This window comes from Yersinia sp. KBS0713 (assembly GCF_005937895.2).
Taxonomy (GTDB): domain Bacteria; phylum Pseudomonadota; class Gammaproteobacteria; order Enterobacterales; family Enterobacteriaceae; genus Yersinia; species Yersinia bercovieri.
Genome location: NZ_CP042173.1, coordinates 4,259,985 through 4,281,981, shown reverse-complemented (window position 1 = coordinate 4,281,981; position 21,997 = coordinate 4,259,985). Strand labels below are relative to the sequence as shown.

The following is a 21,997-nucleotide window of genomic DNA, read 5'->3' as shown; positions in this document are numbered from 1 at the left end:
TCGACTATATGTATAAGCACTTATAAGTGAAGTAATTATTAATTTGTTTTATGGCAGTTATGCACTTTCTATTTTATTAACCGACAAGGTAATTAATGCTATCACGGCCCGAGAAAATACGTGTAAGGTGTTAGTTGTGGTTAAGTCCATCGCGAAGAGTCTATTATTTTCACTCCTGTAGTCAAAAATAATTTAGCTATAACAAATGACCTCGCTAAGCAGTGAGGTTTTTTTGTTTCCGTATGTAGTGGTTATATGTTTACCTTAAAAGCCCGCACAGATTGCGGATCAATTACGTGGCAGGTGGTTCAGTAATTTTGATAAATTCAGAGAGGCATTTTGGGTCGCCGTTGGGCATGATCCTGAGCTAGCGGGGCAGTTTAATTTGCGTAATATTGCATTTCTTAAGCGAGGTTATGCACAATATTCTCAAGTTGAAGAACAGTTGGGGGGAAGAGTGAAATTTGAAATTCATCATGTTGTTCCAATTAAAGATGGTGGGGCTGTGTACAATATAGATAATCTGCGGATAGTAACGGTAAAGCACCATATTGAGATTCATTCAAATAAAGGGAGGGGGTAAAATGGAGACGAAAAATAAGCTGGAAAATTATACTGAGTCTGAGTTTTTAGCATTCGCACGGAAAATATGCAACGCAGATTACGAAACTGAAACTGAAGCTAATGAATCTGTTCGCGAATTTATTCGTTTATCAGAACACCCAAAGGGTACAGATATTATCTTTTATCCTAGTTCTGATCAAGAGGATACCCCTGAAGGACTTGTAGAGGAAATTAAAAAATGGCGAGCCGAGAATGGCAGACCCGGATTTAAAGAGTAAATTAGCGGGCTAAACAATAATATAATCCGTCTTTTATGGCGGGTTATATTACTAAGATAGACTATATGTATAAGCACTTATAAGTGAAGTAATTATTAATTGGTTCTATGGCGGTTATGCATTTTCTGTTTTATTAACCGACAAGGTAACTAATGCTATCACGGCCCGAGAAAATACGTGTAAGGTGTTAGTTGTGGTTAAGTCCATCGCGAAGAATCTATTATTTTCATTCCTGTAGTCAAAAATAATTATAGCCATAACAAATGACCTTGCTAAGCAGTGAGGCTTTTTTATTTCCGTATGCAGTGGTTATATGTTTACCTTAAAAGCCCGCACAGATTGCGGATCAATTACGTGGCAGATGGTTTAGTCGTTTTGATAAATTCAGAGAGGCATTTTGGGTCGCCGTTGGGTATGATCCTGAGCTAGCGGGGCAGTTTAATTTGCGTAATATTGCATTTCTTAAGCGAGGTTATGCACAATATTCTCAAGTTGAAGAACAGTTGGGGGGAAGAGTGAAATTTGAAATTCATCATGTTGTTCCAATTAAAGATGGTGGGGCTGTGTACAATATAGATAATCTGCGGATAGTAACGGTAAAGCACCATATTGAGATTCATTCAAATAAAGGGAGGGGGTAAAATGGAGACGAAAAATAAGCTGGAAAATTATACTGAGGCTGAGTTTTTAGCATTCGCACGGAAAATATGCAACGCAGATTACGAAACTGAAACTGAAGCTAATGAATCTGTTCGCGAATTTATTCGTTTATCAGAACACCCAAAGGGTACAGATATTATCTTTTATCCTAGTTCTGATCAAGAGGATACCCCTGAAGGACTTGTAGAGGAAATTAAAAAATGGCGAGCCGAGAATGGCAAGTCTGGTTTTAAAGAGTAAGTTAGCTTACTAAATAATAATATAATCCGTCTTTTATGGCGGGATATATTACTAAGATAGACTGTATGTATAAGCACTTATAAGTGAAGTAATTATTAATTTGTTTTATGGCAGTTATGCACTTTCTGTTTTATTAACTGACAAGGTAATTAATGCTATCACGGCCCGGAAAAAATCTTGTATGGTGTTAGTTGTGGTTAAGCTCATCACAAAGACCCTGTTATTTTCACTCCTGTAGTCAAAAATAATTATAGCCATAACAAATGACCTCGCTAAGCAGTGAGGTTTTTTTGTTTCCGTATGTAGTGGTTATATGTTTACCTTAAAAGCCCACACAGATTGCGGATCAATTACGTGGCAGATGGTTTAGTCGTTTTGATAAATTCAGAGAGGCATTTTGGGCCGCCGTTGGGCATGATCCTGAGCTAGCGGGGCAGTTTTCACCTCTGAACCAGAATAGAATGAAGAATGGTTATGCTCCGTATCCAGTACCAATTGAGCAGGTAGTGGGGAGAGAGAAATTCGAACTTCATCATTTTATTCCAATTAAAGATGGCAGAGCAGTTTACAACGTGGACAACCTACGAATAGTGACACCGAAAAACCACATTAGTATTCACTCAAAAAATGGAGGTAAATAATGGAATTGAAAAATAGCATAACTGAATATACGGAATCTGATTTTTTAGATTTTTTAAATAAAATTCTTGCTGTCGAGGTTTCTGAAAATGAACATGACGAACTTATTCGTCATTTTGTAAAGATTACTGAACACCCACAAGGTAATGGGGTTCTTTTTTATCCCGAGACTGAGGCAGAGGCTAGTCCTGAGGGTATTCTAAGCGTTATCAAAAAATGGCGAGCCGAGAATGGCAAGCCTGGTTTTAAAGAGTAAGTTAGCTTACTAAAAAATAATATAATTCGTCTTTTATGGCGGGATATCTTACTAAGATAGACTGTATGTGTAAGCACTTATAAGTGAAGTAATTATTAATTTGTTTTATGGCAGTTATGCACTTTCTGTTTTATTAACTGACAAGGTAATTAATGCTATCACGGCCCGAAAAAAATCTTGTAAGGTGTTAGTTGTGATTAAGTCCATCGCGAAGACCCTATTATTTTCACTCCTGTAGTCAAAAATAATTGAGCTATAACAAATGACCTCGCTAATTAGCGAGGTTTTTTTGTTTGTATTGTTACTGCTTATATTAAAACTGAATCAAAATTATTTATATATAACAAGGAGAGTTGTTATGAGTAATATACCCGCTATTCTCACTCGTTGGGGTGTGTGGGCCAGAGATAATAATCGTCTGGATTACCCACATATTGCCAGCGGATTTAAGGAAGTAGTCTCAGCAGAAAAACAGCTTGAATCCTGTAGTGATAATGATGGTTTGGCAATTGATGTTGCCGTTGGGTATTTAAAGCGCTCAGCCAGAGAAAAAGAGCTGGAACTTATTATTCGCTATTACGTTTATGGACAATCTAAAGCTTCAATTGCCCGATTGAAAAAATGTAATGAGCGGGAAATTCGGCGTCAATTGCAAATCGCTGAGAGTTTTATTGACGGGTGTCTGGCGCAATCAAATATTTCACTGGAAATGTATTAACATTAATTTCGATGGTGCAGAGATATCTGGAGGTATGAAGCAGTCATGTATCAGGCCATGCTAGCCGAGGCCCAATGGCGGTGTTAAAGAGTAGGTTAACTCGCTAAACCATCATGCCAACCGTCTTTTATGGCGGTTATATTATTTAAATTAACCCATCGGGTAAAATATCAAGGTTGAATTAAAGTTCTGGAGTGAATGGCCAGAGAGAGTGCAAATATGACTATCCATATATCACTAATGAAATAACAGGGGTGCTATGCCTTATAAAATAGTCGGTGGGATTATAACCGTATTAGTAGCCTTTTCTCTGATGCAGTTTGTTCATTGGCATAACCTTTCTAAACAGGTAGAGAAAAGAGAAAAAGAGTTAGCGACAGAGCGGGCAATGAACGTTGCATTGGGTCATATTATCGATGCTTATCAGGAAAATAATAGTGCCAATCGCGTAGCCATTACCCGTCAATTAGAGAGTGAGAGGGTGATTCGCAATGAAAATGAGGAGAAAGTCAGGCAGTTTCAGGCTGAAGCAATGGGTGATCCTTGCGCTGTTCAACACATGCCTGACTCTATTATTAACCTCTTGCAAGAGTAATTCACTGACACCAAAAGTTGCCGAGGTTATTCGATTATCTCCACCAGAGTCAGCATTAATAACTTGTGAAATACCAGCATTTACTGGTGTTAGTTGGGGGGATGGCGGAATTTACGCCTTGGTATTAAAACGAGAACTACAGATCTGTAAAGGGCGATTGGATGAGGTGATTGACTTTATGGACGAAAAAAAGAGCATAAATTAATGGGGTTAACTTAAGTTATGATCTCTAAGGATTGGCTCACCAATATATGGCGAGCCGAAAATGGTAGGATCAATTATTAAGTAATAATCGTCCGATATTCTGAACCCCCTCCCGACTCTTTTTCTCTATTTTAGATTGCTGCTTAGGGCCTGACTATTACCCAAATCATCGATTAAGACAAAATTGAGAGTTGCGCTGCCAGCCGTTGGCGAGTGATTGAGTGGAAAGTCGAGTGTTGAGAAGGGGGCCACCATATCTGGTAAGGCTTCCGCCGAGCCTAATTTCAGTGAGGCCAATGACGCAAAATAGGGGGTCGGGTTATTCACTTTAATCAGGGATGTATCGCCACTACGCGCTAAAGTAAAAGTTAATGCTTTAGCTAGAGTGTCCCCCGGCGCGGGTATGCCCTTAGGGCGATTAAATACTTTGTACTGCATACGCAGGGCTAGCGTGACGAAAGATTCATCCTCAACTTTGGTGGTTGATTTAGGCGGAATTTCGTAAACGTTGAGCCAAAATGCGGATTCTCTATCCATCGGTAATTTACTGGCACCTGATAGAATTAATCGCAAACTGCGTTGTGCCTGCGGTTGTAGCCGAAATATCGGCGGCAACACTAATACCGGCGAAATTGCTTTCTCCGGTGTCGCCATCAAATTGCCATCATCCACCCAAACCTGCACTGCCACCGGATAGCTGTTGCTGTTCACCAGTTGCAGTGACTCTTCCGTGCTCCCTTCGCTGAAGATAACCCGTGTTCTTTCTGCAATCACACTCGCCATCGTGGGTGCACTGCTGACCAATATCAGCAACAGTAGCAAGCTGCTGATCCCGCTATTTATGCTTTTGAAAAGCACATTATTGGACACGAATAACCACTTGCGCATGTGCATTTACTGCTCCCGCCGTCACAGTTTGCCCGCTGATTTTGCTTAATTCAGCCCGAAAGTTCTCAGTGTAGCTATTCCCTCCAGCCACACTACCCGTCTGTTGTTGTGCGCCCTGGAAGATGCCATACCAGCCACCACTATTACCTGTTTGGGTGACATCTTTTGATAGTAGATTCATTGGGTTATTGTTACGGTAGATGCGGATGCCGACCCCATTTGCCATACCAGCTGCACCATAATTATCCGACACTAAGTGGCTGACGCCCCCGCTGGCGTTAATTAATCCCAATGTTTGCGCTTTTGCGACATTGGCGGCGGGCACTAAAAAGCCCATTGCCACCGTACCTGCCGTCACGCCTGAGGTCACGCCAGTCTGACACTGAAAATCGACATTAAAATCAGCGGCGCTGGTATGCCCGGTATTGAGTTCTGCCACCGAAATTCGGGGTAAGACCACAGTCGGGGTAAAATGGGTGACTGCACAGATCGTGGTTCGGCGGAAAGTGACATAGTTGTACAACCCAATGGAGGCCGGCCAGGTGCCATACCAACCTGGCCAGTTTGTTAGTGAGTCAGTTCCTTCAACCGGGCCAGTGATGCCTGGCCCTTTAAAGGCGATATAGGCATTCGGTTGGGTGTAAGCATAGGTATAAGAGGCTGCATTATTAGTACTGGTGCGGACATAATCAACGCGAAACAGTTCGGTATACAGATTACTGAAATTTTTGGCTTTGACTAAAATACGCCCAGTGCTGTCAGTATCAAGGTCGGTTAAGCGGCGGCCTTTCCATAGGCGAGAGTAATACTCACCAGTGGAGAGATTGGTAAGCCTGATAACAACATTGCGGACATAGGTGGCAAAACCAGAGGGAACATTGCCGGCAATAGCACCATCTTCATTCTTGCCAGCAAAATCATTATCCCCGTTAGTTGCATACATCTCGAACAGTTGATCAACATCTGCCGCCGCACAGCGGAAGAGCACCCGCTCGGGGTCATAGCCAGTATTCAGGGCAAAAGTGGTAAAGTTAGAGGTTGCTGCCGCCAATAAGGTGCCATCCGGCTGAAAGTTAGCATTGGTGCTGAGGTCAATAATGCCCGGTAAGCCGAGGGATCCATTGTTGGTATCCGTTGAGCCAGCCCAGGAACTGGCTGTACCATCACCCGCAGTTAGCTGGTTTTGTGCCGTAATTTTGGTACAGGCTGACCACGCAGAGGTACTGCATAATCCTATTAGCAGTAATACCCCGGACAGCAGGCGCGGGCGACGATAACAGGCAGCGGTTGATGGCCGCGAAACTTCGTAAGATATTAATGGCGCTGTTGGTCTTAACATTATTTTTCTCACATCGTTAACGGCGGCAACTGCCTGTTAAATGAATAATATCTTGCTCAGTCTCTTTAGAGTCAAATGCATAAGGCAATTCGCACTGGTCGCTGCTGTTTTCACCCCAGCGAACAAAGAGTGAACCCTTTTTGTCTTGCACCCGTGCATAGATCTGATTGCCCTGACCTACCATACCGACCAGTTCATCTTTGCTGTTATAGACATCGGCACCTAGCGGTAACCCGTCATCCCCGGCAGTTTGAGTCTGAATCAGCACCGCATAACCGGTCAGTGTTTCAAATTTCACTTTTACTGCGGCCCCAGCATAAGGAACGACGCGGCCCTGATTCTCTTTCAGTTCAGTGTTGCGGTTAATGCCTTTGGTATCTAAACCGATCGTATTGTAATTATAAGGTGTTAACGAAGGCACCAGGGCAAAACCGTTACTATCAACTCTCGACCCTTGCGCATTACGCACGGCGGCCCCTTGAGCACCCTCTGCCTCAATTAAGCCAAATGTCTCACCCAAATAAGGCCCCAGTGTCAGACCCTGGCTATGAATTACTGCGGCACCGCGAGCACCTGCACCATATTGGGTGTAGTTATTACCGCGAGAATAGTTCCCATTAACCGTCGCATTAGGGAACTGCTGCTGCACATTCACCCCCCAAGTATTTGAGCTGCCGCCGAAATTGCTATCGTCATAACCGGCATTGACGGAATAGTTAAAGGCATTTCGTTCACCCGCCGTACCTGAAAGTGCTGTCTGATAACTATTGCCGCTTTTTGGATTACGGCTGGCAGACATTGATAAATATTGATTTTTACTGCCAATATTTAGCGGAATAGAGACAGTTAAGGTCGCGATATTCTCGGTATTGCCATAGCGTGTTGCCGTGGTGGTTGGATTGGTGTCGTCGGTATCCCAGTTATACAGTGTCGAGGTATAAACACTGCGCTGGCGGCTAATTGCCACGTTATAACTAATATCACGATAGTTATTGGAATAGCCTAACTGTAACTGTGTATCTCGCTGCGTATCGTTATAATAATCATTGGTTGAGGCAGAGGCATACAACTGACCAAAATTACCTAAACTCTGATTGACCGTAGTGGTAAATTGGCTGCGCTGTTGATAGGTGGATGAGTCCCAAGTCCCGCCATTTTTTTGCACTGAACGCACGCCGAAAACATCATTTAAATCGCGATATCCTTTGGTGGAGTAGCGATATCCCGCTAATGAGAATGAGGTCCCGGTTTCACTAAAGGTCTGGCTATAGGTGGCCTGCATCCGCCAGCCATCCTGTGTTTGGTCATCTTCAACTTTGGCGTGGGAATAGGTGGTATTCAGGCCAAAAGCGCCTACCGAGGTGCCAATAACCCCGCCAACGAGCAGTGCCGTATAATCTTGCGCTAAGCGCACACCGGTATTCGCTGTTAATTGATTGGTCAGCCCGCGCTCATAGGTAAAGTCGGTGAAATAATTATCGATATCAGTGAAATCGCGTGACTCCCCGATAACGGCATTATAACGGCTCACCCCAGGACGCATTGAATCTGGCACCGCGCTAAATGGCACGGTAAATGTTGAGCGGCTACCATTTGCCTCTATTACCTCAACATTAAGATCGCCCTGGCTGGTGGTGCTGTATAAATCGTTAATAACAAAAGGGCCGGGTGCAACGTTGGTTTCATATATTTCCCGCCCATTCTGGCGAATAACCACGCGGGCATTGGTACTGGCAACACCACGGACTTCTGGCGCAAAGCCACGCATCGACTCTGGCCACATACGTTGGTCAGTCGCCATTTTCGCGCCACGAAATGACATGGTGCCGAATAATGTACTGTCGGTGAAGGTTTCGCCCAGCGTTAATTGACTATCCAATTGTGGAATAGGGCGCTGCAAATAAGTGCGGATATTATTCCATTGTGTGTCGCTGCTATTCGTGTTGCTGGAATAGCGCACGTTTGATTGCTGGCGCAGTTGCCACAATCCTAAGTTCAAGCCACCCTTGATGCCAATAAACCCGTAATCAGAGGTATTATTCTGCTGACCTTGTGTTTCGCTACGATAAAAGTTGGTGCTGTAGTTAACGAAGGCGAGTTTTTCACCCTCTTGCCACTCTGTCCGCTCGATATAACCGCGCGGCTGCTTTTTCAATAAAGCTTGTGGAATAGAGAGTTCTAAGCGCAATTTGGCCTGATCAAAGTGGAAAGAAGCTCCTTTGACCCGCTCAGCGAGTGGCACACATTGGCCTGCTGAGGTGTCTTCTGGGGCATCTGCTGTAGTATCCGCCGCTAATGAATCTGTGGCTACAGTATTGGCTTCTTTGGGTGTTGCACTATCTTTACCGACTAATTCAATACCTGCGGCCGTCAAGAACTCATCACTTAGGCAGGGGTAAACCTCTGAAGAGTCAGCACTCTTAATAAATTTAATGGTGGTGCGTTTGTACTGCTTATTATTGATCAAGACATCTACAGCATCGTAAGTTCCCGCTGTAACAGAATTCTCTTTATTCAGTTGATTCAACCCTGAGGCAAAATTTGTACCTAAAAAGAGAGATTCATCAAATTCAAGCTCTTGTGACGCCTCTTGCGCTAAAACAGTATCAACATGTAGGATTAAACTGATACATAACGTTAATGCTTTCTTACGGCCGGAAAATTTCTTTTTTAGAATGACGCGTGCGAAACCCATAAATATTCCTTTGCCGGAATGTGACAATTAAATCCGATAAGTACCGGCATCTTGTCCACCGAAATCATTCACTAGTCGAAAATTAATAACTGGATTAGCTGGCGCTGATGAATTTGGAATAACCCATTCAACCTGAGACATGGGGGGGATCATCTCTGATTTCATTTTAAGGTTTTTACCGCTCCCAACCACTTCACCGCTGGCAATAGTGGCAAAGAAACCGGTTGGATTTTTTCCGGTGACAACCACATTACTGCCTTGTTGACGGACACTGAATGTCAGCGCACTGGGAACTTGATCAACTTTACCAACAATAGCTTCCGGCCGATAAAATACTTTAATACGGTTACGTAGCAGGACTAACATTTTATTGTTTTTCTCTGCTTTATTGACGGGCGGCACCTGCAAAAAATTAAGATAAAATACAGATTCTTTATTTGTTGGTAGACCACTGCCGGTATATTTCAGTCGTAATGTCTGGCCTGCATTGGCTTCAATACGAAAGAAGGGAGGGGTGACGAGAAATGGCGCTTTGCCCGTTTCAGGAGTTGATGTAGCGTCACCACTGTCTAACCAAACCTGAACAGCATTAGGAAAGTTGTCATTATTGGTTAATTGTACGCTGTGCTCCTTTTCACCCGCCGAATATATAATACGGCTGCCGCCCATGACGACACTGGCGTTGGCAAAAGAGATACCCATAAACATTAATAAAGTGGCGAACAGATAACGATAGCTAGGTGTATTAAACATGATGGGTATATCCTCTGTAGGCATTTATCGGGTGGGTCACCCACCCGATAGTACAGATATTACAGGTAAGAAACCGCATATTGTACAGATGCAATCACAGAACCCGGTGCTGCTTGCCCAGTAGCAAGGTACTGAACCGCAAAATCATGCTCTGCTGATGTCTGGTTTGCTTTCAATACAATACCTTCTTGCGGCAAACCACTATTCAAATCAATACCTGTTGTTGTTGTTGTTGTGTCTTTCAATAATTGAAGCTCAACATTTGCCGCTGTGCCGGTATTTTTTAAGTTACCAGAAGTGGTCACTTGATTACCAACGAAAACAGTTTTGATATCAACATCAGAAGAATCTGGTGCACAACCAGACACACCCAGAGTAAAGGTTGTTTTACCTGCGGTTTTACCTGTGGTATCTAGGTCAGCACTTGATACTGTCGGCAATAAAACCATTGGGTTAGCTTCAAGACCATTTACAGTAACTGAACAAGTTTGTGCAGTGACTTCGCCTTGGAAAGTAATTGTATTATTGCTTGCTGCCATTGAAGCCGTTGTAGATGCTGCGAATAATGCCATAGCCAAAGTAATCTTATTCATTTGAAACTCCAATACGATAATTTAAGGTAAGTCAGATTCTCATGAGTATCTAATTGCGAATGAGAACTTAACTTAATAAAGATGAAGTGGTGAATGACTATATGGCGAATGTTATTCGATTATATTCGTCAGCTTTCCACAAGGGTTTTTCATTTAAAGTGACTCAGAGGTTTTATATTTCCGCTGCATCCCTTACTTGATGACGACAATAATATAGAAGGTGATGGTTATTGCAAATAAGACAAGAGAACCAATTGATGTGGGAAAATTCCTACCATTAAGAATTTGGAGGTGAATTTAATTTAACTTATTGTATTTAAATGAGTTTTATGAATAAAAAATAGTGTGTTTATAAGATCTTTCTTGTTGTTTTTGTTGGTAATGTTTGTTTTTGGCTGATTTTAGTCCATTAATGTAGAATATTTTAGATATTAATTCATCGGTCGTTTTATATAGTTAGGTAAAGATCTTGTATAGAAATGACAGGCGAAAACTATAGGTGGGAATATTATTATGTTATTAATTATGAGTCATTGTGCTAGTGACTTTTCTGACAAGGTGTTATTTGCGCCGCCGATTAAGGAGGCGCACTTCTAACTTAGTTCCGATATAGCACTTTAATAATGTGATAACCGAACTGAGTTTTTACCGGGCCATAAGGTTGCAGCAGTTCGCAGCTGAAGACCGCTTTATCGAATGCCGGGACCATATCCCCTTTATTGAACTCGCCCAGATCGCCGCCATTACGTTTTGATGGGCAGTTGGAGAATTTTTTCGCCAACTCTTGGAAATCTGCACCGTTATTCAACTGTGCCAGAATATCGTTTGCCTGCTTTTCATCATCTACCAGAATGTGTAGCGCAGAAGCTTTGTTTGCCATGTCACAATCACCACAATGTTATTTGAACGAAGGTTATCTTCATTAGGGTCTAGAAGCGCGCCAGTGTAGCCTATTTTTCTGGTGATGGGGCCACTGTGGCGCGTGTTTTACAATTCAAAAGCACAGGCGATTCTTGGTCGACGGCTGCTTTCTGCTACAATCCTCTTCCCCTGATAACCCAAGAGCGATCCTGCGCCCATGCGATTAAATCCCAGCCAACAACAAGCCGTCGAATTTGTCACCGGACCCTGCCTGGTGTTGGCCGGTGCGGGATCGGGTAAAACCCGGGTGATCACCAACAAGATAGCCCATCTGATCCGCCAGTGCGGTTATCAGCCAAAGCATATTGCCGCGGTGACCTTTACCAATAAAGCTGCACGTGAGATGAAAGAGCGTGTCTCTCAGACACTGGGGCGCAAAGAGTCCCGTGGTTTGATGATTGCGACCTTTCATACATTGGGGCTGGAAATCATCAAAAAAGAGTATGCGGCACTGGGGATGAAGTCTAACTTCTCGCTGTTTGATGCGCAGGATCAACTGGGATTATTGAAAGATCTGACCCACAAGTGGCTGGAAGACGATAAAACCTTACTGCAACAACTGATATCACAGATCTCCAACTGGAAGAATGATCTGCTTGATCCCGCCGCCGCTGCCGCACAGGCGCGATCCGAGCGCGATAAGTTGTTTGTTCACTGTTATGGCTTATATGACGCCCATTTGAAAGCTTGTAATGTGCTGGACTTTGATGATCTTATCTCCCTGCCGACGTTACTGCTGCAAAATAATCTGGCAGTGCGGGAGCGTTGGCAAAATCGCCTGCGTTACCTATTAGTAGATGAATACCAAGATACCAATACTAGCCAATATCATATGGTGAAATTGCTGGTGGGCAGTCGGGCGCGCTTTACCGTGGTGGGTGATGATGACCAATCGATCTACTCATGGCGTGGGGCGCGACCCCAAAATCTGGTGCTGCTGAATGAAGATTTCCCGCAGTTGCAGGTGATTAAGCTGGAGCAGAACTACCGCTCCTCGGGCCGGATTCTAAAAGCGGCGAATATTCTGATCGCCAATAACCCCCACGTTTTTGAAAAGAAGCTCTTTTCTGAGCTGGAGTATGGTGACGAGTTAAAAGTCATCACTGCCAATAATGAAGATCATGAGGCCGAGCGCGTGGTTGGTGAGCTTATCGCCCATCATTTTGTTAAAAAGACGCAATACAGTGACTATGCCATTTTGTATCGTGGTAACCATCAGTCACGGCTGTTTGAAAAGCTGCTGATGCAAAACCGCATCCCCTATCGTATCTCCGGTGGTGATTCGTTTTTCTCGCGACCCGAGATCAAAGATCTGCTGGCGTACTTGCGAGTATTGACTAATCAGGATGATGACAGCGCATTTATGCGCATCGTCAATACACCAAAACGTGAGATAGGATCGGCGACCATCCAAAAACTGGGTGAATGGGCAAAGGTGCGTGATAAAAGCCTATTTCGCGCCAGCTTCGATTTGGGGTTGGGCGAGCATCTAAAAGGTCGGGGTCTGGAGTCATTGCAGCGGTTTACCCACTGGATGGAAGCTATTATCCGGCTAGTTGAACGCGAGCCGGTGGCGGCAGTGCGGGATCTGATCCACGGTATTGATTACGAGAGCTGGCTGTTCGAAACCTCGCCTAGCCCGAAGGCCGCAGAAATGCGAATGAAGAACGTCAATCTACTCTTCAGCTGGATGACCGAAATGTTGGAGGGGTCTGAGCTGAATGAGCCGATGTCGCTGACACAGGTGGTGACGCGCTTTACCCTACGCGACATGATGGAGCGGGGGGAGAGTGACGGCGAGCTGGATCAAGTGCAATTAATGACCCTGCATGCTTCCAAAGGGCTGGAATTCCCTTATGTGTTCTTAGTGGGCATGGAGGAGGGGTTGTTGCCGCACCAAAGTAGCATCGACGAAGATAATGTTGATGAGGAGCGGCGGTTAGCGTATGTGGGGATCACCCGCGCTCAGCGTGAGCTGTTCTTTACCCTCTGCAAAGAGCGGCGGCAGTATGGTGAGCTGATTCGCCCGGAACCGAGCCGCTTCCTGATGGAGTTACCGCAGGATGATTTGAAGTGGGACAATGAGCGCCAGGTGGTTAGCCCACAGGAGCGGATGCAAAAAGGCCAGAGTCATCTGGCCAATATTCGTGCTCAGTTAGCTAACGCCAAAAAACAGTAATGGGCGATGTACTGCCCATTTATTGCTTGATTACGGAGTCACCTGTTTGCCATCAACAGTGACGTTTTTCACCTCGCTGAAATGCCATGGCGTCTCACCACGTAGCTCGGTGAAGGTAACCTTGTTAAATTCACTGTCACGTAAGTCGCTAATGGCGGTTGGGGCAACCTGTTTTAACTGTACATTATTGACGTGCACTAAACGGTGCCATGCTTGATTTGCTGTATCCCCTTTGATCTCAATTGACGCACTCTTGCCGGTGGTGTTATCCACCGTCACATTTTTTAATGTGAAATCATAGAATTGAGCCGGAACCTTGGCCGGTGGATAGTCGATGTTGGCATTGCTGTCGGCATAATCCAATGTCATCACCATCACTTGTTTCGCCAAATCACGCATCGCATTATTGCGGAACGTGACATTACGCGCACCGCCACCAATGGTGCTAGTGCTCTTAGCGCGCAGGCCGATGTCAGTCAGGTACATCACATTATTCTCAGCCAGAATATCCTCAATCCAAGCACCGGTATGGCTGCCGGTAACAATGGCACCGTGTCCCATCCGGAAGTAGTTGTTGAATAGCCATGCACCTTTCATTGGCTCTTGTTGTTGCGCTTTTTCCCCAGTGCCGGCAGCAAAGTTGATGCAATCATCACCGGTATCAAAAAAGTTATTAAACACCATCACATTCTGGCTATTACCAAACTCAATTCCATCCCCATTATTAGCATCATAGGTTTGATGGATTAAGCCGTTCGCCACCACATTGTGGTTTTCCAGATTCATAATGCCGTGGAAAGCGGGGTTACGCACGGTGAAGCCCGCCAGATAGACATTTTCTACCCCGCGCAGTGTCATCAGGCTTGAGCGGCGTTGACCGTAGGCATTTTTTAAATCCATACCGTCGGAAACAGCCTTCTCAACCTGATTCTTCGCCAGAATGCCATCTTCATGCACTTTACTGTTTTTGCTTGCCACATATTGCGGTAGTGGGCGGCCTAACTCATCGGTAATTTCAGTGGTTTTGGCTCTTTGCCAGCCATTGCCGTCAATGACCCCCGAACCGGTAATGCGGATATTGCGGAAAGTGCCGGGCTTGCTGTGATTGGGGTCGATGGCATTGATCAGTGATGCTGGGCGCTCAATCGTGGAGTAAGGGTAGAGGCGGTAGCCAGCGGGATAATCATCAGGATTTTCCGAACCGAGCAGTGTTGCCCCAGCTTGCAGATTGAGGGTCATATCACTTTTCAGCCACAGTGCGCCGCTTTTGTAAGTGCCGGAAGGGATCTCGACCCGACAACCCGGCTTACAGCTATCAATGGCTTGCTGGATAGCCTTGGTATTCAATGTCTTGCCATCGTCGATAGCACCAAAGTCGCGCACATTCACAATCTGTGGCTTAACACTGGTTTTTGCATTAATCGGGTTGCTGGCGGCAGATAACGATCCATCGGCGTATTGGGCTTTGACCGTAAACTGATAGCGAGTATTGGGTTTTAAGCCATCAACAGTGAAGTTCTGTAGCACAATTTTATGCTGAAAATCCTCTTTATCGTTAGCATAGAAGTGGTCGATATAGGGCTTGGCGGGGGAGAATTTATCATTGTTATCACTGGCTTTGCCCAGCAATTTGCCCGCAGAGTAAATCTGATAATCCACAATTTTCCCGGTCTCTTCCGGGGCTTTCCATACCAGCACAATACTGCTCTCGTCATAAGCGAGAGTGGGTACTTGCAGCTGCTGAGGAGCATCGTGGTGACTTGATTTAGCGGCCATTGCCAGAGGGGCGCAGACCATCAGACTAGACATCATCACCAGCATACCGGCGGTATGTGGGCGTTGAAACTGTAATCGCATTGTGATCCCTTACCATAAAGAAACGCTGTTTTATAAAAATACACACAATGTTTCTTTTTTAAACTGAAGGCGATCACAAACTGATGGTTTTGTGGAGAGGTCACTTAGAAGAGCTAGGGAGAGGAGAGAGTGAGAGGGGCGACTGCAGCCGCCCAACAGCAAAAAAATTAGTTAAACTCTTCGAGGAAGAGAGGCCACTGGACATAGCTTTGCCAATGACTCTCTTGTTCCAGCGCTTCCGCTCGATAGGGGTGCTGTTGCAGCCAGCCCTGAGGTAGCAGCACATAGAGTGCTTCACCCTTGGCCGACAATCTGATTGCAGGCAGTGTATCGTCTCGCCGACGGCTGGCAAAAATAATCGCCAGACGCAGCAAACGACACAGGTGCTGTGCCATATCTACCGGCAAGGCATTTTGCTGATTCAACAGGGTTAAATCGAGGGTATCACACTGATTTTGTAGCAGCGCAGAGAGCAGTAACTTTTGCGCAGGGGTAAAACCGGGGAGATCCAGATTGCGAATCAGGTAAGCCGCATGTTGGGGAGCGCGCTTAAAATCGACGCTAAGGCCAATTTCATGAATCAAACAGGTATTTTGCAATAACTCCCGACATCGGCGGTCGAGATGCCACTCTTTTTCTACCTGTAGCAAAAAGTTATCGGCCAGTTTGCTCACCCGCTTGGCTTGCTCGGTGTCGAGTATATAGCGGCGCTGCAAATTTCGGATGGTGCGGCTGCGAATATCCTGTTCCACCGGTAAATGAAGCATACCGTAGACCAGCCCTTCGCGCAGTGCGCCGCCCGCCAGCGTCATACTTTCAATCGCCAACTCTTGGAATATCGCGATCAAGATAGATAATCCACTGGGGAAAACCAGCGCCCGCTCCAGTGTTAGGCCGGGGATCTCCAACTCTTCCAATTTGCCGCACTGAATGGCTCTTTGCTTGAGTTGCTGCAATTTGGGTAAGGTGATCAGCTCATCCATGCCTTGGGCGACCATGATCTCTTGCAGGGCCTGTACCGTGCCCGAAGCACCGACACAAATTTGCCAGCCATGCTCACGAAAGCGCGCCGCGACCGGTTTGATCATCTCATGTGCGGCCAGTTCAGCGCGTTCAAAATTCTCTTTTGCCAGATTGCGGTCACCGAAATAGCGCTCTAGCCAGGTGACGCAACCCATTGATAAACTAACTAAAACATTCGCTTGTGCGCCATTGCCAGTCACCAGCTCTGTGCTGCCACCGCCAATATCGACCACCAGACGCTGCTCTGGCCCACCGGTAGTATGTGCTACCCCGTGATAAATCAGCCGAGCTTCTTCCTCGCCGCTGATGACCTGAATAGGGCAGCCGAGGATCTCGATTGCCGTTTGCAGGAACTCTTCAGCGTTAGTGGCCAGACGCAGGGTAGCCGTGGCGACCACGCGGATCTGATCCCGAGGAATGTCCTGTAAACGCTCGGAGAAGAGCTTCAAGCATTGCCAGCCGCGTTCCATCGCGTCTTGTGATAAGTGATTCTGGCTATCCAGACCCGCCGCCAGACGGACTTTCCGTTTGATGCGGGCCAGTGTCTGGATACTCCCTGCCACCTCACGTACCACCAACATATGAAAACTGTTGGAGCCAAGATCGATGGCAGCATAAAGCGAGGTGGAACTTAGCATCGTTTTATCAGCTCGGTCGCTTACGGTTATTATTCCGTGGTGCACCACTACGACGTGGGGCAGAGTTACGGCGTGGGCCATTCCCAGTACGGGTACGGGCCAGACGTTTTGGCGCCGGCAAATCTGTTAATAGCGCATCACTATTATATTTGCTGACCGGAATGCTATGACCGGTGTAAGTCTCGATAGCCGGTAAGTTTAACGCGTACTCTTCACATGCCAGGCTGATGGAGTGACCACTTTCGCCAGCACGACCAGTACGACCAATGCGGTGAACATAGTCTTCGCAATCGTCGGGCAGGTCATAGTTGAAGACATGGGTCACCAGTGGAATGTGTAGACCACGAGCGGCAACGTCAGTCGCAACCAGAATATCCAAATCACCTTTGGTGAAATCTTCCAAAATCCGCAGGCGTTTTTTCTGAGCGACATCACCGGTCAGCAAACCGACACGATGGCCGTCAGCAGCCAGATGGCCCCAGATCTCTTCGCAACGATGTTTGGTATTGGCAAAAATAATGCAGCGGTCTGGCCACTCTTCTTCAATCAACGTCTGAAGCAGACGCATTTTTTCTTCATTTGAAGGGTAGAACAGCTCTTCCTGAATGCGGTGGCCCGTTTTTTGTAACGGTTCCACTTCAACATATTCTGCATTGTTCATCTGTTCGAAGGCCAATTCACGTACACGGTACGAGAGGGTGGCAGAGAACAGCATGTTTAAACGCTTATCAACGGAAGGCATACGGCGGAACAGCCAGCGGATATCTTTGATAAAGCCCAAATCGTACATACGATCCGCTTCATCCAAGACCACAACCTGAATCGCCCCGAGGTTAATATAATTTTGTTTAGCGTAATCGATTAAACGGCCAGTTGTCCCGATCAGAATATCAACGCCACTCTCCAGCACTTTAAGCTGTTTGTCGTAGCCATCACCACCATAAGCCAGCCCTAATTTCAGCCCGGTTATCTGGGAAAGTGATTCTGCATCGGAGTGAATTTGCACAGCCAATTCACGCGTTGGTGCCATAATCAAAGCGCGTGGTTGATTAGTCTGGCGACCCTCTTGTGCGGGGTTAGAAAGCAAATAATGGAAAGTAGACGCTAAGAAAGCCAGCGTCTTGCCGGTTCCTGTTTGCGCCTGACCCGCTACATCACGCCCGGAGAGAGTGAGTGGCAATGCTAGCGCCTGGATCGGCGTGCAATACTCAAATCCTTTATTTTCAAGGGCTTGAATAACTAGCGGGTGCAGGGCGAAGTCGGAAAACTTCTGTTCGGTCAAGTGTGTTTTGCTCATAGTGTGGTAGAATATCAGCTAACTATTGCTTTACGAAAGCGTATCCGGTGAAATAAAGTCAATCCTATTGTTGGTTAATGCTACACCAACGAGGTAGACACAATCCTTTGGAGTAGAACATGAGCGATAAAATTATTCACCTGAGTGACGAAAGCTTCGACACTGACGTGCTAAAAGCCAGCGGCCTGGTTCTGGTCGATTTCTGGGCTGAATGGTGTGGTCCGTGCAAGATGATTGCTCCGATTTTGGATGAAATTGCTGAAGAGTACGAAGGCAGACTAACCATCACTAAACTGAATATTGATGACAATCAGGGCACGGCACCTAAATATGGTATTCGTGGTATCCCAACATTGTTGTTGTTCCGTGATGGTGAAGTGGTTGCCACCAAGGTGGGTGCATTGTCTAAAGGCCAGTTAAAAGCATTCTTGGATGCAAATCTGTAATTAGCCGCCTGTACAACCCAAGTCATTGGCGCTGTAGCAAGGCTGCAAACGAACAAAGCCCGATGAGCTGACTCAGGTCAGTGATTCGGGTGATTGAGCGCTGCTAACCTCACTGTGGCGTCAAGGACTCCGGCGAGTTTAGTGGTGGCGGTGATTTCTCACATTGACCGCTAGACGCCTGCAAAGAAGCGTGTTAAGTTTACTCTACTGCGCATAAAACATTCCTGTGTACAGAGTCCAGGTTTGTAGCATCTAGCTTATTCTTTAGTATCTAATAAATAGTCTGTAGCATCTAAAAAGTTTAAATCTAAAGTTTTACTCTATGTCGAAATAATGTGTGTTGAGAATGATTATGAACTCAATCAGTTTTTTGACAGTCTAACGGCTTTACAAAATCAGTCGAAGGCACCTTCAATCTTTTTACCGTAGTGTCGCGCAAATCTCGCGTAAGTGATGACTTACGTAGTTTGCCTAAGGCCGGTGATTGAATGCCCATTAAACAGGCACGGATGACGCTGCCATACCATTCACGACCATAGTTCGAGACATACCCCGAGTTTAAGAACCCACCATTATGAATCTTACCGAATTAAAGAACACGCCGGTTTCTGATCTGATAACACTTGGCGAAAATATGGGGCTGGAAAACCTGGCCCGGATGCGTAAACAAGATATTATTTTCTCTATTCTTAAGCAGCACGCGAAAAGTGGAGAAGATATCTTCGGTGACGGTGTGTTGGAGATATTGCAGGATGGATTTGGTTTCCTCCGCTCTGCAGACAGCTCCTACCTCGCCGGTCCCGACGACATCTATGTATCCCCAAGCCAAATTCGCCGTTTCAACCTCCGTACTGGTGATACCGTTGCCGGTAAGATTCGTCCGCCTAAAGAGGGTGAGCGTTATTTTGCATTGTTGAAAGTTAACGAAGTTAACTATGACAAACCGGAAAACGCCCGTAACAAAATTCTGTTCGAAAACTTAACCCCATTACATGCCAACTCTCGTCTGCGCATGGAACGTGGTAATGGTTCGACGGAGGATTTAACTGCCCGTGTACTGGATTTGGCATCGCCAATCGGTCGCGGTCAACGTGGTCTGATTGTGGCACCGCCTAAAGCGGGTAAAACCATGCTGTTGCAGAATATTGCGACCAGCATCGCTTACAACCACCCTGATTGCGTATTGATGGTATTGCTGATTGACGAGCGTCCGGAAGAAGTGACCGAGATGCAACGTCTGGTTAAAGGCGAAGTCATTGCTTCTACCTTTGATGAACCGGCATCCCGTCACGTTCAAGTCGCTGAAATGGTAATTGAAAAAGCAAAACGTCTGGTTGAGCACAAAAAAGACGTTATCATTCTGCTGGACTCCATTACCCGTTTAGCTCGCGCCTATAACACCGTCGTACCTGCTTCAGGCAAAGTACTGACCGGGGGTGTGGACGCGAATGCCTTACATCGTCCAAAACGTTTCTTTGGTGCTGCACGTAATGTTGAAGAGGGCGGAAGCCTGACCATCATTGCTACCGCGTTGGTTGATACCGGCTCTAAAATGGATGAAGTTATCTATGAAGAGTTCAAAGGTACCGGCAACATGGAATTGCACCTGTCCCGCAAAATTGCGGAAAAACGTGTCTTCCCAGCCATTGATTTCAACCGCTCTGGTACACGTAAAGAAGAGCTGTTGACAACCACTGAAGAGCTGCAAAAAATGTGGATCTTGCGCCGAATCCTTCATCCAATGGGTGAAATCGATGCGATGGAGTTCCTCATCAGCAAGCTGGCAACAGCAAAAACTAACGATCAGTTTTTCGATAATATGAGACGTTCGTAAGTTTATCGGAATTAGTCAAAACGCCACGCTCAGTCGTGGCGTTTTTTGCTTTTGGAATATAGGATACTCGGGTTTGCTATTCATTGAGTCGATCGCAAGATCGAACTAACGGTTATTTTGGTATTTATTCTCACTACCAGCGAGAAAATACCAAAAATAGAGTTGGGAATAACAAGCAAGGCTGTCATCATATTCAGAAATAACTGAAAGCGTGGCTAAGGCATGGTTTGCGCCAACCTACATGCTAAGCTGTTGTATCTATTTGCAGAGAGCGGTTAAACGTGAACTTACTCACTATGAGTACTGAAATATTTGTTATCTTCCTGTTTTCTCTGGCATTTTTATTTGTTGCTCGCAAGGTTGCCAAGAGAATTGGATTAGTCGATAAACCTAATTATCGTAAACGCCACCAAGGGTTAATCCCATTAGTGGGTGGAATATCTGTGTTTGCGGGTATTTGCTTTACTTTTCTGATCACCAATCAGCAGATCCCCCATTTCCGTTTATATCTTGGCTGCGCCGGCTTATTGGTATTCATCGGCGCGCTAGATGATCGGTTTGATATCAGCGTAAAAATCCGAGCCTTTGTTCAGGCACTGGTTGGCATTGCCATGATGGCGATCGGCGGGCTTTATTTACGCAGCCTGGGGCACACTTTTGGCCCATGGGAGATGGTATTAGGGCCTTTCGGCTATGTCGTGACGCTGTTCGCAGTATGGGCGGCAATCAATGCTTTCAATATGGTGGATGGCATCGATGGCTTGCTCGGCGGCCTCTCCTGTGTCTCTTTCGGCGCGATGGGTATTTTGCTCTATCAAAGCGGACAGATGGCATTGGCGTTATGGTGTTTCGCCATGATTGCCGCGATCTTGCCATATATCTTGCTTAACCTCGGGCTGTTAGGGCGTCGCTATAAAGTCTTTATGGGCGATGCTGGTAGCACCTTGATTGGTTTCACGGCGATTTGGATGCTGCTGCAAACGACACAAGGGAACTCACACCCGATTAATCCGGTTACTGCATTATGGATTATCGCCATCCCATTGATGGATATGATAGCCATCATGTATCGGCGCTTACGTAAAGGGATGAGCCCATTCTCCCCAGACCGTCAGCATATCCATCACTTAATTATGCGTGCGGGTTTTACCTCGCGGCAGGCTTTTGTCTTAATCACTCTGGCTGCGGCGCTATTAGCGGCGATAGGTGTAATCGGCGAACGGCTAACATTTATCCCTGAATGGGTTATGTTGGCATTATTCTTGCTTGCATTTCTGTTGTACGGCTACTGCATCAAACGGGCATGGCGAGTGGCGCGTTTTATCAAGCGTATGAAGCGCCGGATGCGTCGTGCATCGCAAAATAAGCATGAATCTTAAT

General features: G+C 45.8%; 21 protein-coding genes. 12 read left to right on the top strand and 9 right to left on the bottom strand.

Annotated elements, in window-relative coordinates:
• The first annotated feature begins 280 nt into the window (after positions 1–280).
• The 8 genes from FFE93_RS22005 to FFE93_RS20265 all read left to right on the top strand — a co-directional run bounded on the left by FFE93_RS22005 (position 281) and on the right by FFE93_RS20265 (position 3,950).
• Positions 281–583 carry an HNH endonuclease signature motif containing protein gene (locus FFE93_RS22005; protein ID WP_138776043.1) on the top strand — a complete coding sequence of 101 codons (303 nt, stop codon included), beginning with the start codon at positions 281–283 and terminating at the stop codon, positions 581–583.
• A gap of 1 nt (position 584) precedes the next feature.
• Positions 585–842 carry a bacteriocin immunity protein gene (locus FFE93_RS20295; RefSeq protein WP_138775895.1) on the top strand — a complete coding sequence of 86 codons (258 nt, stop codon included), beginning with the start codon at positions 585–587 and terminating at the stop codon, positions 840–842.
• Positions 843–1,180: 338 nt separating this feature from the next.
• On the top strand, positions 1,181–1,483 hold the full coding sequence (locus FFE93_RS22000; protein WP_138776041.1) for an HNH endonuclease signature motif containing protein: 303 nt from the start codon (positions 1,181–1,183) through the stop codon (positions 1,481–1,483).
• A 1-nt stretch (position 1,484) separates the two neighbouring features.
• The gene (locus FFE93_RS20285) at positions 1,485–1,742 is read left to right on the top strand and encodes a bacteriocin immunity protein (RefSeq protein ID WP_138775893.1); all 258 of its coding nucleotides are present in this window, start codon (positions 1,485–1,487) and stop codon (positions 1,740–1,742) included.
• Between the two features lie 338 nt (positions 1,743–2,080).
• The gene (locus FFE93_RS21995) at positions 2,081–2,383 is read left to right on the top strand and encodes an HNH endonuclease signature motif containing protein (protein ID WP_138776039.1); all 303 of its coding nucleotides are present in this window, start codon (positions 2,081–2,083) and stop codon (positions 2,381–2,383) included.
• Positions 2,383–2,637, top strand: a complete 255-nt coding sequence (locus tag FFE93_RS20275) for a bacteriocin immunity protein (RefSeq protein ID WP_138775891.1) — start codon at positions 2,383–2,385, stop codon at positions 2,635–2,637. Before FFE93_RS21995 ends, FFE93_RS20275 begins: the two co-directional genes overlap by 1 nt.
• Positions 2,638–2,995: 358 nt before the next feature.
• Positions 2,996–3,355, top strand: coding sequence for an antiterminator Q family protein (locus FFE93_RS20270; protein WP_138775889.1), 360 nt, complete (start codon positions 2,996–2,998; stop codon positions 3,353–3,355).
• 259 nt (positions 3,356–3,614) lie between these two features.
• Entirely contained in the window at positions 3,615–3,950 is a 336-nt protein-coding gene (locus FFE93_RS20265) for a DUF2570 domain-containing protein (protein ID WP_049602573.1), read from the top strand.
• Between the two features lie 330 nt (positions 3,951–4,280).
• Here the strand turns inward: FFE93_RS20265 and FFE93_RS20255 are convergent, their stop codons facing one another.
• From FFE93_RS20255 to ppiC, 6 genes are all read right to left on the bottom strand, one after another.
• On the bottom strand, positions 4,281–5,048 hold the full coding sequence (locus FFE93_RS20255; protein ID WP_138775887.1) for a molecular chaperone: 768 nt from the start codon (positions 5,046–5,048) through the stop codon (positions 4,281–4,283).
• Positions 5,014–6,381, bottom strand: a complete 1,368-nt coding sequence (gene stbD, locus FFE93_RS20250; protein ID WP_138775885.1) for a fimbrial usher protein StbD — start codon at positions 6,379–6,381, stop codon at positions 5,014–5,016. The genes FFE93_RS20255 and stbD overlap by 35 nt, the downstream gene beginning before the upstream one ends.
• A gap of 16 nt (positions 6,382–6,397) precedes the next feature.
• Positions 6,398–9,076 carry a fimbria/pilus outer membrane usher protein gene (locus tag FFE93_RS20245; RefSeq protein ID WP_138775883.1) on the bottom strand — a complete coding sequence of 893 codons (2,679 nt, stop codon included), beginning with the start codon at positions 9,074–9,076 and terminating at the stop codon, positions 6,398–6,400.
• Between the two features lie 27 nt (positions 9,077–9,103).
• A complete protein-coding gene (locus FFE93_RS20240) occupies positions 9,104–9,829 on the bottom strand; it encodes a molecular chaperone (RefSeq protein WP_049602576.1) in 726 nt (241 codons plus the stop codon).
• Between the two features lie 59 nt (positions 9,830–9,888).
• The gene (locus FFE93_RS20235; RefSeq protein WP_138775881.1) at positions 9,889–10,422 is read right to left on the bottom strand and encodes a fimbrial protein; all 534 of its coding nucleotides are present in this window, start codon (positions 10,420–10,422) and stop codon (positions 9,889–9,891) included.
• 598 nt (positions 10,423–11,020) lie between these two features.
• Positions 11,021–11,302 carry a peptidylprolyl isomerase PpiC gene (gene ppiC, locus FFE93_RS20230; protein ID WP_005275718.1) on the bottom strand — a complete coding sequence of 94 codons (282 nt, stop codon included), beginning with the start codon at positions 11,300–11,302 and terminating at the stop codon, positions 11,021–11,023.
• Positions 11,303–11,500: 198 nt separating this feature from the next.
• On the opposite strand from ppiC, the gene rep reads away from it, so the two are divergent.
• Positions 11,501–13,522, top strand: a complete 2,022-nt coding sequence (rep, locus tag FFE93_RS20225; protein WP_005275716.1) for a DNA helicase Rep — start codon at positions 11,501–11,503, stop codon at positions 13,520–13,522.
• 30 nt (positions 13,523–13,552) lie between these two features.
• Here rep and FFE93_RS20220 read toward each other — a convergent pair whose 3' ends face one another.
• The 3 genes from FFE93_RS20220 to rhlB form a co-directional block, all read right to left on the bottom strand.
• On the bottom strand, positions 13,553–15,379 hold the full coding sequence (locus tag FFE93_RS20220) for a glycosyl hydrolase family 28 protein (RefSeq protein WP_138775879.1): 1,827 nt from the start codon (positions 15,377–15,379) through the stop codon (positions 13,553–13,555).
• Between the two features lie 167 nt (positions 15,380–15,546).
• On the bottom strand, positions 15,547–17,040 hold the full coding sequence (gppA, locus tag FFE93_RS20215) for a guanosine-5'-triphosphate,3'-diphosphate diphosphatase (RefSeq protein ID WP_005275709.1): 1,494 nt from the start codon (positions 17,038–17,040) through the stop codon (positions 15,547–15,549).
• A gap of 7 nt (positions 17,041–17,047) precedes the next feature.
• A complete protein-coding gene (gene rhlB, locus FFE93_RS20210) occupies positions 17,048–18,337 on the bottom strand; it encodes an ATP-dependent RNA helicase RhlB (RefSeq protein WP_005275706.1) in 1,290 nt (429 codons plus the stop codon).
• Positions 18,338–18,456: 119 nt separating this feature from the next.
• Here rhlB and trxA point away from each other — a divergent pair, with 119 nt between their 5' ends.
• The 3 genes from trxA (at position 18,457) to wecA (ending at position 21,996) form a co-directional block, all read left to right on the top strand.
• Positions 18,457–18,783 (top strand): thioredoxin TrxA, encoded by a 327-nt coding sequence (trxA, locus tag FFE93_RS20205; RefSeq protein WP_004877077.1) that lies wholly within the window; start codon positions 18,457–18,459, stop codon positions 18,781–18,783.
• Positions 18,784–19,357: 574 nt separating this feature from the next.
• Positions 19,358–20,617 (top strand): transcription termination factor Rho, encoded by a 1,260-nt coding sequence (gene rho / locus FFE93_RS20200; RefSeq protein WP_004704159.1) that lies wholly within the window; start codon positions 19,358–19,360, stop codon positions 20,615–20,617.
• 281 nt (positions 20,618–20,898) lie between these two features.
• Positions 20,899–21,996 carry a UDP-N-acetylglucosamine--undecaprenyl-phosphate N-acetylglucosaminephosphotransferase gene (gene wecA / locus FFE93_RS20195; RefSeq protein ID WP_005275704.1) on the top strand — a complete coding sequence of 366 codons (1,098 nt, stop codon included), beginning with the start codon at positions 20,899–20,901 and terminating at the stop codon, positions 21,994–21,996.
• Position 21,997: the final 1 nt, after the last annotated feature.